General features: G+C 28.7%; 15 protein-coding genes, 1 tRNA gene and 1 pseudogene. 3 read left to right on the top strand and 14 right to left on the bottom strand.

Features of this window, described 5'->3' with window-relative positions; all coding sequences use genetic code 11:
* The first annotated feature begins 184 nt into the window (after positions 1-184).
* The gene (locus ACH2BO_RS01250) at positions 185-898 is read left to right on the top strand and encodes a DUF4369 domain-containing protein (RefSeq protein ID WP_395042943.1); all 714 of its coding nucleotides are present in this window, start codon (positions 185-187) and stop codon (positions 896-898) included.
* Between the two features lie 69 nt (positions 899-967).
* Here ACH2BO_RS01250 and ACH2BO_RS01245 read toward each other — a convergent pair.
* The 5 genes from ACH2BO_RS01245 to idi all read right to left on the bottom strand — a co-directional run bounded on the left by ACH2BO_RS01245 (position 968) and on the right by idi (position 3,397).
* Positions 968-1,041, bottom strand: a tRNA-Thr gene (locus tag ACH2BO_RS01245).
* Positions 1,042-1,118: 77 nt separating this feature from the next.
* Positions 1,119-1,385, bottom strand: a complete 267-nt coding sequence (locus ACH2BO_RS01240) for a hypothetical protein (protein WP_395042942.1) — start codon at positions 1,383-1,385, stop codon at positions 1,119-1,121.
* 56 nt (positions 1,386-1,441) lie between these two features.
* On the bottom strand, positions 1,442-2,404 hold the full coding sequence (locus ACH2BO_RS01235) for a type I phosphomannose isomerase catalytic subunit (protein ID WP_395042941.1): 963 nt from the start codon (positions 2,402-2,404) through the stop codon (positions 1,442-1,444).
* Positions 2,405-2,406: 2 nt separating this feature from the next.
* A complete protein-coding gene (locus tag ACH2BO_RS01230; protein ID WP_395042940.1) occupies positions 2,407-2,814 on the bottom strand; it encodes a 6-pyruvoyl trahydropterin synthase family protein in 408 nt (135 codons plus the stop codon).
* 55 nt (positions 2,815-2,869) lie between these two features.
* Positions 2,870-3,397: an isopentenyl-diphosphate Delta-isomerase gene (gene idi / locus ACH2BO_RS01225; protein ID WP_395042939.1), complete on the bottom strand. Its 528-nt coding sequence runs from the start codon at positions 3,395-3,397 to the stop codon at positions 2,870-2,872.
* Positions 3,398-3,563: 166 nt separating this feature from the next.
* Between idi and ACH2BO_RS01220 the strand changes: the two genes are divergently transcribed.
* Positions 3,564-4,667, top strand: coding sequence for a bifunctional methionine sulfoxide reductase B/A protein (locus ACH2BO_RS01220; protein ID WP_395042938.1), 1,104 nt, complete (start codon positions 3,564-3,566; stop codon positions 4,665-4,667).
* A 68-nt stretch (positions 4,668-4,735) separates the two neighbouring features.
* Here the strand turns inward: ACH2BO_RS01220 and ACH2BO_RS01215 are convergent, their stop codons facing one another.
* Both ACH2BO_RS01215 and ACH2BO_RS01210 read right to left on the bottom strand, forming a co-directional pair.
* Positions 4,736-6,307: an NAD(P)/FAD-dependent oxidoreductase gene (locus ACH2BO_RS01215; protein WP_395042937.1), complete on the bottom strand. Its 1,572-nt coding sequence runs from the start codon at positions 6,305-6,307 to the stop codon at positions 4,736-4,738.
* A 307-nt stretch (positions 6,308-6,614) separates the two neighbouring features.
* The gene (locus ACH2BO_RS01210; RefSeq protein ID WP_395042936.1) at positions 6,615-8,132 is read right to left on the bottom strand and encodes a T9SS type A sorting domain-containing protein; all 1,518 of its coding nucleotides are present in this window, start codon (positions 8,130-8,132) and stop codon (positions 6,615-6,617) included.
* Positions 8,133-8,216: 84 nt separating this feature from the next.
* Between ACH2BO_RS01210 and ACH2BO_RS01205 the strand changes: the two genes are divergently transcribed.
* Positions 8,217-8,456, top strand: a complete 240-nt coding sequence (locus ACH2BO_RS01205) for a hypothetical protein (protein ID WP_395042935.1) — start codon at positions 8,217-8,219, stop codon at positions 8,454-8,456.
* Between the two features lie 56 nt (positions 8,457-8,512).
* On the opposite strand, the gene ACH2BO_RS01200 is transcribed toward ACH2BO_RS01205, so the two are convergent.
* From ACH2BO_RS01200 to ACH2BO_RS01170, 7 genes and pseudogenes are all read right to left on the bottom strand, one after another.
* Positions 8,513-9,226, bottom strand: a complete 714-nt coding sequence (locus ACH2BO_RS01200; protein WP_395042934.1) for a hypothetical protein — start codon at positions 9,224-9,226, stop codon at positions 8,513-8,515.
* A gap of 17 nt (positions 9,227-9,243) precedes the next feature.
* Positions 9,244-10,632 (bottom strand): annotated as a pseudogene (locus ACH2BO_RS01195) (MFS transporter).
* Positions 10,633-10,654: 22 nt separating this feature from the next.
* The gene (locus ACH2BO_RS01190; protein ID WP_395042933.1) at positions 10,655-11,062 is read right to left on the bottom strand and encodes a nuclear transport factor 2 family protein; all 408 of its coding nucleotides are present in this window, start codon (positions 11,060-11,062) and stop codon (positions 10,655-10,657) included.
* A gap of 91 nt (positions 11,063-11,153) precedes the next feature.
* The gene (locus ACH2BO_RS01185) at positions 11,154-11,897 is read right to left on the bottom strand and encodes a hypothetical protein (RefSeq protein WP_395042932.1); all 744 of its coding nucleotides are present in this window, start codon (positions 11,895-11,897) and stop codon (positions 11,154-11,156) included.
* Between the two features lie 168 nt (positions 11,898-12,065).
* Positions 12,066-14,000, bottom strand: a complete 1,935-nt coding sequence (locus ACH2BO_RS01180; RefSeq protein WP_395042931.1) for a histidine kinase dimerization/phosphoacceptor domain -containing protein — start codon at positions 13,998-14,000, stop codon at positions 12,066-12,068.
* An 18-nt stretch (positions 14,001-14,018) separates the two neighbouring features.
* The gene (locus tag ACH2BO_RS01175; protein ID WP_395042930.1) at positions 14,019-14,762 is read right to left on the bottom strand and encodes a LytR/AlgR family response regulator transcription factor; all 744 of its coding nucleotides are present in this window, start codon (positions 14,760-14,762) and stop codon (positions 14,019-14,021) included.
* Positions 14,763-14,934: 172 nt separating this feature from the next.
* A partial coding sequence (locus ACH2BO_RS01170; protein ID WP_395042929.1) for a hypothetical protein occupies positions 14,935-15,123 on the bottom strand: 189 nt, incomplete at its 5' end.

Here is a 15,123-nt window from a genome sequence, read left to right as displayed (position 1 = left end):
ATTAACTGGTAAAGTTATTATTCAATACACAGAAACTCTTGGATACAACGCATCAGATTTTAGTAAAAATAATTTAAAAGAAGCTTGGCTTAAAGGTTAATTTTCTAGAAATATTTTTTTTTAAAATCCTCAATTTTATAATAAATTGAGGATTTTTTTATTATTTTGCCAAAAATTAAAAAACATGCAAAAATCAATTCTTTCACTTTTATTATTACTAGTTTTAAGCTCTTGTTCTGAGAAAAAACAAACTAAAGATTTACTTATTACAGGATACATAAAAGGATTAAAAAAGGGAACACTTTATATTCAAAAATTAAAAGACACAACTTTAATTGCTCTTGATACTATAAAAATTAACGGCGATTCTCATTTTGCTAGCGAAATTGATATTGATTCTCCAGAAATGTATTACTTGTTTTTAGATCGTGGTGTTTCAAATTCATTAGACAACAACATTGCATTTTTTGCAGAAAAAGGAAAAATCAATATTGAAACATCTTTAGATTTTTTTTCTGCCGATACAAAAATTACAGGTTCTAAAAGTCAAGAAATTTATGAAGAATATAGAAAAGTTGTTTCAAAACTTATTGATCAAGATTTATCTTTATTAGAAAAAAAGTTTGCCGCATACAAACAAGGCAAAACATCAGAGATTGTTACAATTGATGAACAACAAAAAAGTATATTGAAAAGAAAATATTTATATACCACAAACTTTGCAGTAAATCACAAAGATTCAGAAGTTGCACCCTATATAGCAATAGCAGAAATTTATGATATAAACTTAATTTATCTTGATACGATTCAAAAATCACTAACCCCAAAAGTTTCTAAATCTATGTATGGAAAACAACTTGATGCATTAATCAAAGAAAGAAGAGAAACTGAAAAGTAATAAATAGATATTTCAAATAAAAAAATAAAAAAAACCATTCGTATGCACGAATGGTTTTTAAATTTTAAGAGCCGGCGGAGGGACTCGAACCCACGACCTGCTGATTACAAATCAGCTGCTCTAGCCAACTGAGCTACGCTGGCAAACTCTTAGAGTGCAAATATAATCTTGAAATTTAATTCTCCAAAATATTTTACACTTTTTTTACTAATTTTTTTTATTATAAAGCGTTGATTTTAGCAATCAATTGATTAGCAGTTTGTTCTAATTCTGCATTGATTTGCTTGAAATGTGCTTTTTTATTTTCAACTTTTTTAGCATTTACTTTAACAATTAAACCATCAAAAGAGGTAATTGCCTCATCTATAATTGCATTTGTAGCTTCAGTTGGTTTTCCTTCAGATGTCATTTCACAGATGTATACTGCTTCAATAATATCACCTAAAACGAAGTTGATGTCTTTTTTTAAATTTTTAACGCTTGGCATTTTTCTTTTATTTTATAATTCGGATGCAAAATTACACATAATCTTTCTAATTTAGGTTAAGAAATGTAAATTTCTAACATATCAGCTTTTCCATTAATATTATAATCGGTCATTTCTGCAGGAATTAAAATTGTATTACCAATTGAATAGCTATATTTTTCATTGTTATAAGTCAACTCAAAACTTCCTTCTAAACACATGTAAACAGTAAATGATTGCTTATTTTTAAAAACATTTATTGTTCCATCAAGCGGAATAAAATTAGTTGTAAAATAGTTACAATCAACTACTTTATTTGAAGAATTTTGTATTTTAGAATATTTTTTTTCTGCTTTTACAATATTATAATTTATAGCATCCAAAGCTAAATCAATATGCAATTCTCTAGTGTTACCTTTAGCATCAACCCTATCAAAATCATAAATTCTATAGGTAATATCAGAAGTTTGTTGAATTTCGGCAATAATAATTCCAGCACCAATTGCATGAACTGTGCCTGTTTCTAGAAAAAAAACATCACCTTTTTTTACTTTCTTTGAATCTAAAATTGAAAGAATTGATTTATTTTTTAAAGCAGTAAGATATTCTTTGGATGAAGATTTTTCTTTAAAACCAACAATTAATCTTGCATCTTGATCGGCTTGCATTACATACCACATTTCGGTTTTTCCAAAAGAATTGTGACGTTTTTTAGCCAACTCATCATTGGGATGCACTTGAATTGATAAATCTTCTCTTGCATCAAGATATTTAAAAAGTAAAGGAAATTGTTTGCCAAATTGTTTGAATACTTTAGCGCCTAAAATTTCTACAGGAAACTGATTTATTAACTCGTTTAAAGATTTTCCTTTTAAAGCTCCACTAGAAACTATACTAACATCATTTTCTACAGTAGAAATCTCCCAACTTTCGCCAGTGATGCTTGCATCGATTGTCTTATTTAAATAAGTTTTTAATTTTATTCCACCCCAAATTCTTTCTTTTAAAATGGGTTCAAATAGTAATGGATATACTTTCATTTTTAACCTTTAAAAGTTACAAAATTTCTTGGTGTTTCATATAATGTAACTTCCAAATCTTTTTTAATATCAATAAAATTTCTAAGTTTTTTCCAAATCACAACAGCAATATTTTCGGCAGTTGGATTCAAATTGGCAAAATCGGCAACATCAAGATTAAGATTTTTATGATCAAAAGCATTTTCGATATGTTCTTTTATTAAATCTGAAAGTATTTTTACATCAATTACAAATCCAGTTTCATGGTCAATTTCTCCTGTTACTGATACAATTAGTTCATAATTATGACCATGATAGTTAGGATTGTTGCATTTTCCAAAAACGGCATCATTTTGCTCCATTGTCCAATCTTTTCGATATAATCGATGTGCTGCATTGAAATGTGCTTTTCTAGAAACAGTTGCTTTCATAAAATTTAAGATTTTTAATTTTTGATTAACGATTTTTGATTTGAAAAGTTTACTTCTAAATTTTATGTTCTTCAATATAGTGATAAAATTCATCGAAAATAATTTTAAACCAAACTGTATAAATATCTGGATTTTTAATCATATCATCTTTAACGTTTTCTATTGTCATCCATTTCCAACTTTCCACTTCTTCCTTGTTAATATTAGGTTGATCGTTAGAATATCCAATCATAACATGGTCAAGTTCGTGTTCTGTCAAACCGTTGTCGAATGGTGCTTTGTAAATAAAATGAAACAATTCTTTAAGTTCGGTTTTAAAACCCATTTCTTCAAACAAACGCCGTTTTCCTGCTTCAATATTAGTTTCATTTGCCCTTTGATGACTGCAACAAGTATTGGTCCACAATAAAGGTGAATGATATTTGTGATGTGCTCTTTGTTGCAACATGACTTCGTTTTTATCATTCAATATAAAAACCGAAAATGCACGATGTAAAACTGCTTTTTCATGCGCTTCAAGTTTGTTCATTAAACCAATTGGTTCATCTTTTTCGTTAACTAAAATTACTTGTTCTTCTTTCATAGCTTGTTTGTGCTTGTCAAAAATACGAAAAAAGAATTTGCATTATAGTTTTTTGATTTCTCAACAACAGTTAAACTTTCCTTAAATCGCATTAATTTGTAATCCAGCATACATTTTCTAGCGTATATCTATTGTAAATTTGTAAATCAATTTAATAAAAATTGCAATGAAAAAATTAATTAAATTTTTGGTAATATTACCTTTGTTTGCAATAAATGCTTGTGGACAAAACAATAATAAAACTATCCAAAAACCTAAAACTATTGCCATGGAAAATGTGATTTCTAAACCTGAAAATCCTTATTATTCAAATACAGATACTAAAAAACTAACTGTTTCTGATGCCGAATGGAAAAAAATATTATCGCCAGATTTGTATGCTGTAGCTCGTGAAGCTGATACTGAAAGAGCTTTTACAGGAAAAATGTGGAATTCTGAAACAAAAGGTACATACTATTGTGCTACTTGCGGAAATAAATTATTTAAATCTGATCAAAAATTTTCAAGCAGTTGTGGATGGCCAAGCTTTTTTGAACAAGAAAATAAAGAAAGCATCACTTTTAAGGATGACAATTCTTTTGGTATGAAAAGAATTGAAGCCAATTGTGGTAGATGTAATAGTCATTTAGGACATTTATTTGATGATGGACCAGAACCAACTGGAAAAAGATATTGTATGAATGCCGTTTCTTTAGATTTTGTTCCTGATGGAATTGTTGCTAATATACAAGAAGGTAATTATGAAACTATAGTTCTTGGTGGTGGATGTTATTGGTGTGTTGAAGCAGTTTATGAAAATTTAAATGGTGTAAAAAGTGTTGCATCTGGTTTTGCCGGAGGAACAATTATTAACCCAACTTATGAAGAAGTTTGTACTGGTAGAACTGGTGCGGCCGAAGTAGTTGAAATTACTTATGATAAATCAATCACTAATCTTGATGAGATTTTTGAAGTATTTTTCACAGTTCATGATCCAACAACTATAAATAAACAAGGTGCAGATGTTGGCACGCAATATCGTTCTGCAATTTTCTATAAAAATGAAGAACAAAAAAAAGCTGCCCAAAGTATTATTGCTGAATTGAATGATTCAAAAGCATTTTCTAGTAAAATAGTTACTACTTTAGAACCTTTAAAAAAATTCTATAAAGCAAATGAGTATCATCAAAATTATTATGCAAATAATAAACAACAACCTTATTGCCAAATGGTAATTCAGCCCAAAATTGAAAAATTTGAAAAGATTTTTAAAGATCGTTTAAAAAAGTAAATTTAACCACGAAGACACACAAATTTTTCAAGAAGTTCACAATGTTATTTTGTGGACTTTGTACTTTCTTAGTGAACTTTGTGGTTCAGTTTTTCGGCTATTTTTAAGGCACATTTTTCCCCATCAATTGCTGCCGAAATAATTCCGCCTGCATAACCTGCACCTTCTCCACAAGGATACAAACCTTTTATTTGAAGGTGTTCTAGTGTTTCACTATCTCTAGGAATTCTAACTGGTGATGAAGTTCTAGATTCTGGCGCGTGAAGAATTGCTTCGTTAGTCAAATATCCTTTCATTGATTTTCCGAATTCTAAAAAACCTTCACGGAGAATTTGAGATAAAAAACCTGGAAAAACTTGTCCCATTTCTATAGAAGTAGTTCCTGGAACATATGAAGTTTTTGGAATATATGAAGAGACTTTATTTTGAGTAAAATCGACCATTCGTTGTGCTGGAACTTTTTGAGTTTGTCCTGCTAATTTCCAAGCTTTTTGTTCGATTGATTTTTGAAATTCCATTCCGGCTAGTGCACCAAATTTTTCAAAAGGTTTAAAATCTTCAAGCTTTAATTCAATAACAATTCCAGAATTGGCTGTACTTTGATCTCGTTTAGATGGTGACCAACCATTGGTTACAACTTCATTTTGACTTGTAGCACATGGCGCAATTACGCCACCTGGACACATACAAAAAGAATACATTCCGCGTCCATTTACTTGTTTTACAATAGAATATGGTGCTGGCGGAAGATGTTCTCCTCTAAAATCACATGAGTATTGAATTTGGTCAATTAAACTTTGTGGATGTTCTGCACGAACACCTATTGCAAATGGTTTTGCTTCGATAAGAATTTTTTTTCTGTCTAATAATTCAAAAATATCTCTCGCAGAATGTCCTGTTGCAAGAATTACTTTATTGGCAGAAATTGTTTCACCTTTTTGAGTAACAATTCCTTGTACTTCATTATTTTTTATAATAAAATCAGTAACACGAGTTTCAAATAAAACTTGTCCGCCACATTCAATAATTTTTTCTCGAATGTCTTGAATAATTTGAGGTAATTTATTGGTTCCAATATGTGGATGTGCTTCTACTAATATATCTGGCGATGCTCCAAAGCCAACTAATAATTCTAAAATTCTATCTACATCGCCTCTTTTTTTGGAACGCGTATATAATTTTCCGTCAGAATAAGTTCCTGCACCACCTTCGCCAAAACAATAATTGGAATCTTCGTTTACAATATGGTCAACATTTATAGCTTTTAAATCTCTTCGACGACCACGAACCTCTTTTCCGCGTTCAATTATAATTGGTTTTAATCCAAGCTCAATTAATTGTAATCCTGCAAAAAGACCAGCTGGACCAGCTCCAACAATGATAACCTCTTGTGAATTGGAAACGTTTTTATATTCTGGAAGTTGTATTTTGTGTTCTTTAAAATCTTCATCTTCAAAGAATACCAATCCTTTAATATTAAATTTAATAGATTTTTGACGTGCATCTATTGAACGTTTTATTACTATAACCTTTTGAATTTCTTTTAAAGAAACATTAAATAGTTTAGCAACATGTTCTTTTAATAATGATTCATTTGCTGCTATTTCTGGTGCAACTTGAGTTTGAATTTCGCGAGGCATGAATAGATTTTTTTACAAAAGTAATGAATTGAAATTATTTAAAGTCTTTGAAACTATATAAATATAACAATAACTTTGTATATAATTTCTTATATATTAATTAAATATATGTATTTTATCGATTTTAACGTACTTTTAATCGATTTTTTATTATATTTGAGTGTTAAAAAAATTGGTTTTTAAAATTGTTTAAAATTAAAATTGGAAAAGGTCGTTTGAGTTAGGCGACCTTTTTTTTATTTAATAAGAATAAAAAAGAGGTTTAGTTTTTCATTAAAACTAAACCTCTTTTACTATTTATTACTATTTATTTTTTTATGAACTTATAGTTTAAAGTAGAATCGTTGATTACTAATTTCACAAAATAAATTCCGCTTTGTAAATCTGAAACTGATATTGAATGTATAGATTCAGAAGATTTTATTTCTTTAATTAACGATCCATTGATAGCATAAACTGAAATAGAACTAATAGATTTTCCGCTTTGATTGTCAAAATTTAATTCATCTAAAGTTGGATTTGGAAACAATTGTATTGTTTTATCCAATTGATTACTTTCAACACCAAGAGCAACTCCCATTTCAAGATAATCTGGAGTTCCATTAGCATTTGTATCATCATTTGCAGGATTTCCGTCGCCGTTGTAATCTTCTCTAAAAGTTAATACTCCATCACCATCATCATCATTATCTAAATAATTTGGAATAGTATCATTATCTGTATCTAAAATTGCTGTAACATTTTTTCCAGAAAAAACATATTCAACACTAGTTAATATTAAATCACCATCATCATCATTGTCTAAATAATTAGGTAAACCATCTAAATCACTATCATCGTTAGCTAAATTTGTATCGTTATTTACATCTTCCAAAGCTGTTCCAACACCATCTGTATCGGCATCTAAAGCACAATCAATAACAGTTAGAGTTATTGGTTTTATCATTCCGTTTCCGCTTGCATAAATTGTTTGTGAGTTAGAAAAATTATAATAAGCAGTTGTATTTGAAATTGCATTAGAATTATTTTGTGCATCAGTGAATGTTTCATAAAAAGTAATTCCAGAAGGATTTGAAGGTGATAAATCAGTAGCAGCAACATTTAAATTAAATGTTTGAAAACCATCAGCATTATCATCACAACGAACAAAAGAATAATTAGTATAATAACCAGTTCTAGAAAAACGCCAACCTTCATGAAAAGCCGTCCAAGTTCCAGTATTTCTTGCAGGTGCAGCAATTCCTTCAGAACCAGAAAGATTAATTAATCCAGTAACTGTTTTGCCACTTCCTGTTGATGGACAAGTTTGTTTATCAATAAGTTGAACATCAATAATATTAGAAGTTTCATGTAAAATCATTTGAAAACTACTTTTTATGGCAGTGCACGCAAAAAATGAATTATTGTAAAAATAAACTACAAATTTTCTATAAGGTGCTGTACCATAAATTCCATAAGTTATTGTTCCTTCTCCATTAGAATTATTCAAATCTGAGAAAGCTCCAAGAATAGAGTTCTTTACAGGAAAAGTTACATTTGGAATAGTTTGAGAAAAAGCAAATGGTGAAGAACCGTTTGCAGATGTGGTTCTAAAATCAATATAACCATTGGTGCTAATTACAACTTGATTATAGTTTATTCCATAAAAATCAAAATTAAATGGAAGAGTAATTAAACTAGAACAATGATCGTCTAATGTTGGTAAACTTGAAGATGAAGCAAGATATTGAGTAAAAGGAATTGATGTAACTGAATAATTGTTTTGAGAAATTCCTTTGAAAGAAAGCAAAATTAAAAGTATTAAAAAAAGGTATTTTTTTATCATAATGATTAATTTAAAGTTAGTTTTGTTGCTTCAAATATAATAAAAAAACAATCTATTTATTTGATTGCTAAACAAATTAAAAAAATGCAACGTAAAATTAAGTTACTTTGGGATTTTCGTGGAGAAACTTCGGCTAAAATTGCAGAACATCACGAAAAGCATTTAAAAGAATATATTGCTTTTGAAAAAATTTCAATAAATATTACAGGTTTTCAGATTATTAATGAACTTCATTCTATTGCATTTATGGTTGTAACTGATGAAAATATGATTCAAGTTCGTGATGCTTTGAAACCACATCGAGGTGAAGTTTATAGTGAATAAAAATAAATTTAAAAAACCTGCAAAGTCACAATTGCCCTTGCAGGTTAAAGAATTACTTACTCAACACTTGTAAAATAATCAAATACTGGTTTTGTAATTACACCTGCTTCATTCATTATTTTTTGAAGTTCAGGAGATTTGAATCGAGCTTTTGCTTTTTCTAAATCACTAATAGCAAATGTGAGATAAATTAAATTTGGATTTTCAACACTTCGAGCGATTGCTCTATCAATGAAGCCATTAGCAGCTCTAGTTTCTGGACCTTCAGCGTCATAAACTTTTAGCCAAGCATCAAAATCTTTTACTTTTGTAGTCAACCTGACTCTGCCTTTTAATTCTGCTGGCGATTCTTCAAAACGAACTACATCTGCGTAATTAATTTCTGGTTTACCAATTACACCCAATTTTTGCATTACTTCTTTTAATTTTGGACTGTTTGCAAAATCTTTGGCTTTTTGCAAATCTGATGCATTTAAAAATATATAAACCATATTGGGATTGTCTGTTCCTCTTGCCAATAAACGCAATGTTAAACCACTTTCTGATCTATTAATTTCGTCTTCATCAAATCCTTTTTTCCATACATCATAATCTTTTACTACATGACTAACTGCCATAACTTGAAAAGGTTCAAAAGCTTGAGTTTCTTTTACTATAGGTGCATCTGTATCTACAACAGCTTCTTCTGTTGTTTCTACTTTTTCCTTGTTTTTACAAGAAGTGAAAGTGAACATCGTCAAAACGATGATTGTTGTGAAAATTGTTTTCATTTTATTTAATTTATTGGTTAATTTTTATGTTTAATATTTGTTTGAAATAATGATAACGAAATCAAGAAACTTTCTTTTTCTAAATCCTTATTTTCTAATTCGATTATTTGTTCTACTTGTTTATTAATACTTATAAATTGTAATAATAACCAAGCCAAACTAATCATAATTGCAAATGCAAAAATCGTAATTTGCCAACTAAAATTCTCTTTTATTGGACCAATCAAAGCGGCAATTGTCATTTGTCCGAGGTTACCAATTGTCATGTATAAAGTGAATTGACTTGCCGAAATTTTTTTCCAACAACATTGCATAGCGCTTGCAAAAATGCCAATACAAAAAATGGTGTATAGAATATTGAAAATAATCATAATAGCATAAATAAATGTAACGCTATTCCAATAGGTTTTAAAAAAAACAAAGACCATTGTTATTATTAATAATCCAAAAAAATAAATATTCAACATTCGTTTTTTTCCAAATTTTTCAATTAATATTCCGCCTAATATCATACCTACTATTCCGCCTATTAATTTGGCAGTTGAATAATATTGAGCGTATTCAATATTTGTCCAACCCAATTCTTTTACAGTAAAAATGGGAAGCAAAGTACCAAAATATTTAAAGCTACCTTGACTTATAAATAATAGTAAAGCAATCATTAAAGAATTGCGCAAACTAAAAACACGAAATAATGATTTGAAAATTGAAGACCAATTGTCTAGTTGCAAATTTTTAGTTTCTGGTGATGCTTTACCTTTTGTCCAAGGTGCTATTTTTTCACCTTATCGTTCTCTTAAAAATAATGGTGATAGCATTATAATCCCAATAATAACTGAAAGAGTAAGCATAGCGATAGTGAAATTATATTTATTTAACAACCAACTTCCTGAAGCTAATGCAATAGAAATACCAACAATTTTGGAACCCCACATTAATCCATTGGCTCGAGCTTGTTGGTCTGTTGGTATTATGTCTACTGCCATTCCATCGGTTGCCACATCTTGAAAAGCACCAAAAAACGAAACTATAAAACCAGCGATCATTAATTGGTTAAGGTTATTTAATGGGTCAGGAACATAAGCCATAAAAATTAAACTAATGATTAAACCCAATTGTCCTAAAATTATCCAAGGTCTTTTTCGTCCCATTGGTAAATAAGTATATCGATCCATGATTGGCGCAACAATAAATTTAAAACTCCAAGGCAATACCATTACTATTGCAAAACTGGCTATTTCACCAGGTGATTTGCCATTCATTGCCATCCAAGCTGGAATTCCGAAAGTTAACATTCCTTCTGGAACGCCTTGTGCAAAATATAAGGCAATAAAATTAAAATATCGGAGAAAAGTATTTTCTGAAAGTGATGGTAAAATGTTGTGGTTTTTAATCGAATGGTTCATGGTTTAATACATTTTATTTTAATTATTTAGCTTCTGCCTCTGCAACTTTCTTGGTATCTAAATACTGCTGAAAAGCAATTGCTTTTCCATTGTTAAGTGTCCAAAAATGTGCTACTTGAGCATCATAAGTTGCACCATTTTTCTTTAATTTAGCTTGATAGCGTAAAGAAGCAAGCACTTTATTGTTGGACATTTCGTGCAATTCGATATTTACTAATTTAAAATACTCGTAATCTACACCAATACGAGCAAAAACGCCATTCAAAACCGCTTGTGGTCCGATATACGGATTTCCATCAGCATACTTATTTCCTTCGGCTTCGTTCCAAATCACTTTTTCGTCTAAACCTGCAAGAACCGATGGAATATCGCCAACTTCAAATGCAGCATAAAGGGTTTCAATTGTTTTTAAATTATTAATTTGTTCCATTTTTATAGTTATAAATTGAATATTATTTTTATTATAATTCTATCAAGATATTAAACCCTAATAGAATTGTAATTAATAATTATTTTGGTTATTATTTCGAACTCAAATCTGCTCTGTAAAAAAGTATTTCACTCCAAACCTCGCTATAGTATTCTTTAATATTATCACCATAAATACCCCATGAACCTTTGCCATGTATCTTTTCATAAGTTTCATTAAATGGTTTTCTAAACCCTTCTGTTTTTTCTTTTAAACCTTGTTTGTATCGTCGAGCAATTGCAAATTGAGGTGCGCCAGAACCATTGGCTTCATAAACAGCAACTGTTGAATTTTCAGCAGCCCAAGCAGCTTTCAAGTTTTTAATCATAGTTGCCACTCGATAGCTACAACCTAGTTTTGGATAAATGTGTGTAACTTGAACTTTATCAGAGAAATCGCCAATAGCAACTGTACTTAAAGAATCTATGTAAACAGAATAGCTACTTGAACTTCTATCGGTTAAATAAATGGTTACATTTTTATGCCAATCGTTGTTATGTTCTACATTAATGTCACCTCTAACATCTTCAGACTCCCAAGTTTTTGGTCCTTCTACAATATGAAAACCTCCAGCATCTGGTCCTGATTGAATTTGAAAAACACGCCATCTAACATCACCTGTGTGGTACTTTTGAGCATGAGTTGCAAGAACTTTTTCAAATTCAAGTTGTTTATCTACTTTTGGAAATACTCGACTTGTAGAAATAACATTTTTGTTTTGACTAATGCTTAAAAAAGGAATAAGCATTAAAAGATGAAAAATTGTTTTCATCTTAAATTGTAAATTGATTTTCATGATTATAAGTTTTATTGATTAGATCGAATTATCTATTAATTCTGCAACTAAATAACTGATAATCAATTACAATAAAAAGCGAGTTAGGACGAAAGTAGTCAAAAAATGTCCGAAGATTGGTTTTTATTTATCAGAGAAAGTATTAATATTGGAAGTATTAATACTCATTTAAGCAGCTTTCATTTTAAAATCAAAAACTAGTTTGGTTCCGTTTAGATTTTCTTCTTTAATTGTGCCATTAAGTTGTTGTGTTAAAAGAGAAATGAGTTGACCTCCAAATCCTATTCTGTTTGTAACTCCAGATTTTCCTATTCCATTATCAGATACAACAAGTTGTAGAATGTTGTTGCTTTGTTTATGAAGTTTGATAGTAATTGTACCTTTCTCTCCTTTTGGAAAAGCATATTTTATTGTGTTTGTCAATAACTCATTTACAATCAATCCTAATGGAACAGCAGTATCAATATCTAAATCTATTTTTTCCATCGCCAATTGCAATTCAATACGTTGTTCTGCGCCAAAGCTATCTAGAATGCTTTCACTCAAGTTTAAAAAATAATCTTTCATTTCAACTGCACCAAGATTTGAACCTTGATACAATTTTTGATGTACAATACCAATGGAGTTTATACGATTTTGTCCTTCGGTCATTGCATCTTTTATATTTTGATCTTCAATTTGAGCCGAATGTAAGGCAAGTAAACTAGAAACTACTTCAAGATTATTTTTTACACGATGGTGAATTTCTTTTAATAACAATTCATTTTCAGCATTTTTGATAGCCAATAATTGATTGCTTCTATTTCGATTGCGATAAATTTTATAACCAAATATTAATAAACCGACAAGCAAAGAAACTATACTTAAGCCCAATAGTTGGATTAACTTATTTTGTGAAATTTTAGTTTTCTGAATAGCAATTTCTTTGTCTTGTTGTAAAAGGTTTACTTGCAATTCGTTTTCTCGTAAACTTCTTTGGTTTATTTCTTTTTCAAAATTTATAGATTCTTTATAATATCGTTCATAATAAATTAATGCTGTTGCTAACTCACCTTTTCTGTGATATGCTTTTGCAATATAAAAATTCATATCCTCAGCACCTTTTCTATTTTTTAATAATGAATACCCTTTATTACTTTTTTTATAATTAGTTATTGCTAAGTCATATTTTTTTTCATTCATATAAAGGTCAGCCAATAACCCAAATGCATAAGGTTTAATAGTATTTTTATTTATATTATATTTTTCTAAAATTTCAAGTGCTTTAATTATATTTTCTTTTCCTTTTTTATATTGTTCTACTGAGATTTTTTTATCACCATTTAATGGATAAGTAATTAAATCTCTTCCATATGTTACATAATACCAAGCGTGTTTTTGAGGTTTTTTTATGTATTTTAAAAGTGTTTGCATTTTGGCAGAATAATAAAAAAGAGAATCTATGTTCTTATCTGTATGATAAGAGAGTAATCCTCTATAAACAAGAAAAAGTTCTAATGGTTTTTTTTCTATTCCATTTCTTTCATAATAAGCAAGACTTTTAGATAAATAGGATAATGCAAATTTTTGTTCATTTGGTAATTTATATCTTTGATAAAAATTTCCTTTATCAGCAAAAACTTTTGCTTTTTGTTCGTTAGTTTTAAAATCATTTGCTAGTGAAATTGCTTTAGAGAATAATTTTAATGCCTGTTTATTATTACCATTTTCAAGTTTAATAAAAGACCAATTGGTTAAATAATCATATTCTAACTGCCTATTTTCTATTTTTTTAGGATTTTTTTTCAAATATGACCATCCAATATTTGCTAATGAGTCTAAAGTAGAGTAAGAACTATTAATATTTGAAAAATCAGTTCGTTGCAAATAAATATATGCTAATTCTTGATTGAAAAATGATGAATTTTTTTTGAGGAGTTTACATGATTTTTCAAAATAATATGTACTACTGTCATTATCATATTGTGGCATGTTTTGAAACCACATAGCTTTACTTAAATAAATTTTGCTAGATTTTAATATTATTTCATTGTTTATTAAAGTATTGTTTTGACAAAATACTTTACTAAAAAAAAGTAGCGAAATAAAAAGTATTTTTTTCATATTAAAGGATTTAGAAATCTAAATTTTATGAATATGTTTTAACAATTGCTTTTTCAAATCATGACTTATTGGAATTGCTTTTTTTGCAATAACAACATGACTTGTGGCAATTTCATCAATATTAAAAAGATTAACAATATAGGAACGATGAATGCGTAAAAGATTGTTTGAACTTAATTTTTCTTCCAAATCTTTTAATGTTGTAACCAATAAATGTTCTTTATCCTTGCAGTAAAGTTTGCAATAATTTCGTTCTGCTTCAATATATAAAATATCATTAAGTGCAACTTTTACCATTTTATCATGACTGCGAACAAAGATGCAATCACTCATTACAAATGATTCATGTGTATTATTAGTTGCGTTTTTTTCTAATTCTTTTTCTTCAAGAATTCGAACAAATGTTAATTCAATTACATGTTGCAAATCAATTTTTTTAAATGGTTTTGAGATGAAACCATAAGGATTGGTTGCTTTTGCTCTGTTAAAATGAGCTTCGTCTGAATTTGCTGTTAAAAATATAATAGGAATTTTAAATTCTTTTAGAATTAGTTGTGCAACTTCAATTCCATCTAAATTGGATTTTAAATTGATGTCCATTAAAATAATGTCTGGAATTTGTTTTCTGATAATTGGTAGTACTTCATCAGTTCTAGAAATTATTCCAATCACTTCATAACCTAAACTATTGACTTGCAGTGAAATATTAGCCGCAATAATCATTTCGTCTTCTACAATTAAAATGGTGTTTTTTCTACTCATTTTTGTTTATTTATTGTCTTGGTTTATTAAACAATTAACAAAATTGTAGATTTTTGGGTAGATTTTTGGGCAAATCTATATAAAAAGAAAGTATTAATTTATAAAGATAATTAAAACTAATTATCTTATATAAGAAAAAATATGATTTAAATTATGCTTAATATTAAACGTTCTAATTAGCCACTTCACTAATAAATTTTATTCTCATAAAACGCAATTCTTCAATATCATATTCTCCATCAAATTCTTTTAATGCGTCTTCTATTTTATCTGATTCAGAATCCATAAAATAATCGTGTATTTCTTCTTGCTGATCTTCATCTAGCATTTCGTCAACCCAATATTTAATATTTAGTTTCGT

This window comes from Flavobacterium sp. (assembly GCF_043773265.1).
Taxonomy (GTDB): Bacteria; Bacteroidota; Bacteroidia; order Flavobacteriales; family Flavobacteriaceae; genus Flavobacterium.
The sequence above is the reverse complement of the archived record's forward strand: the minus strand, read 5'-3'. Positions and strand labels throughout refer to the sequence as shown.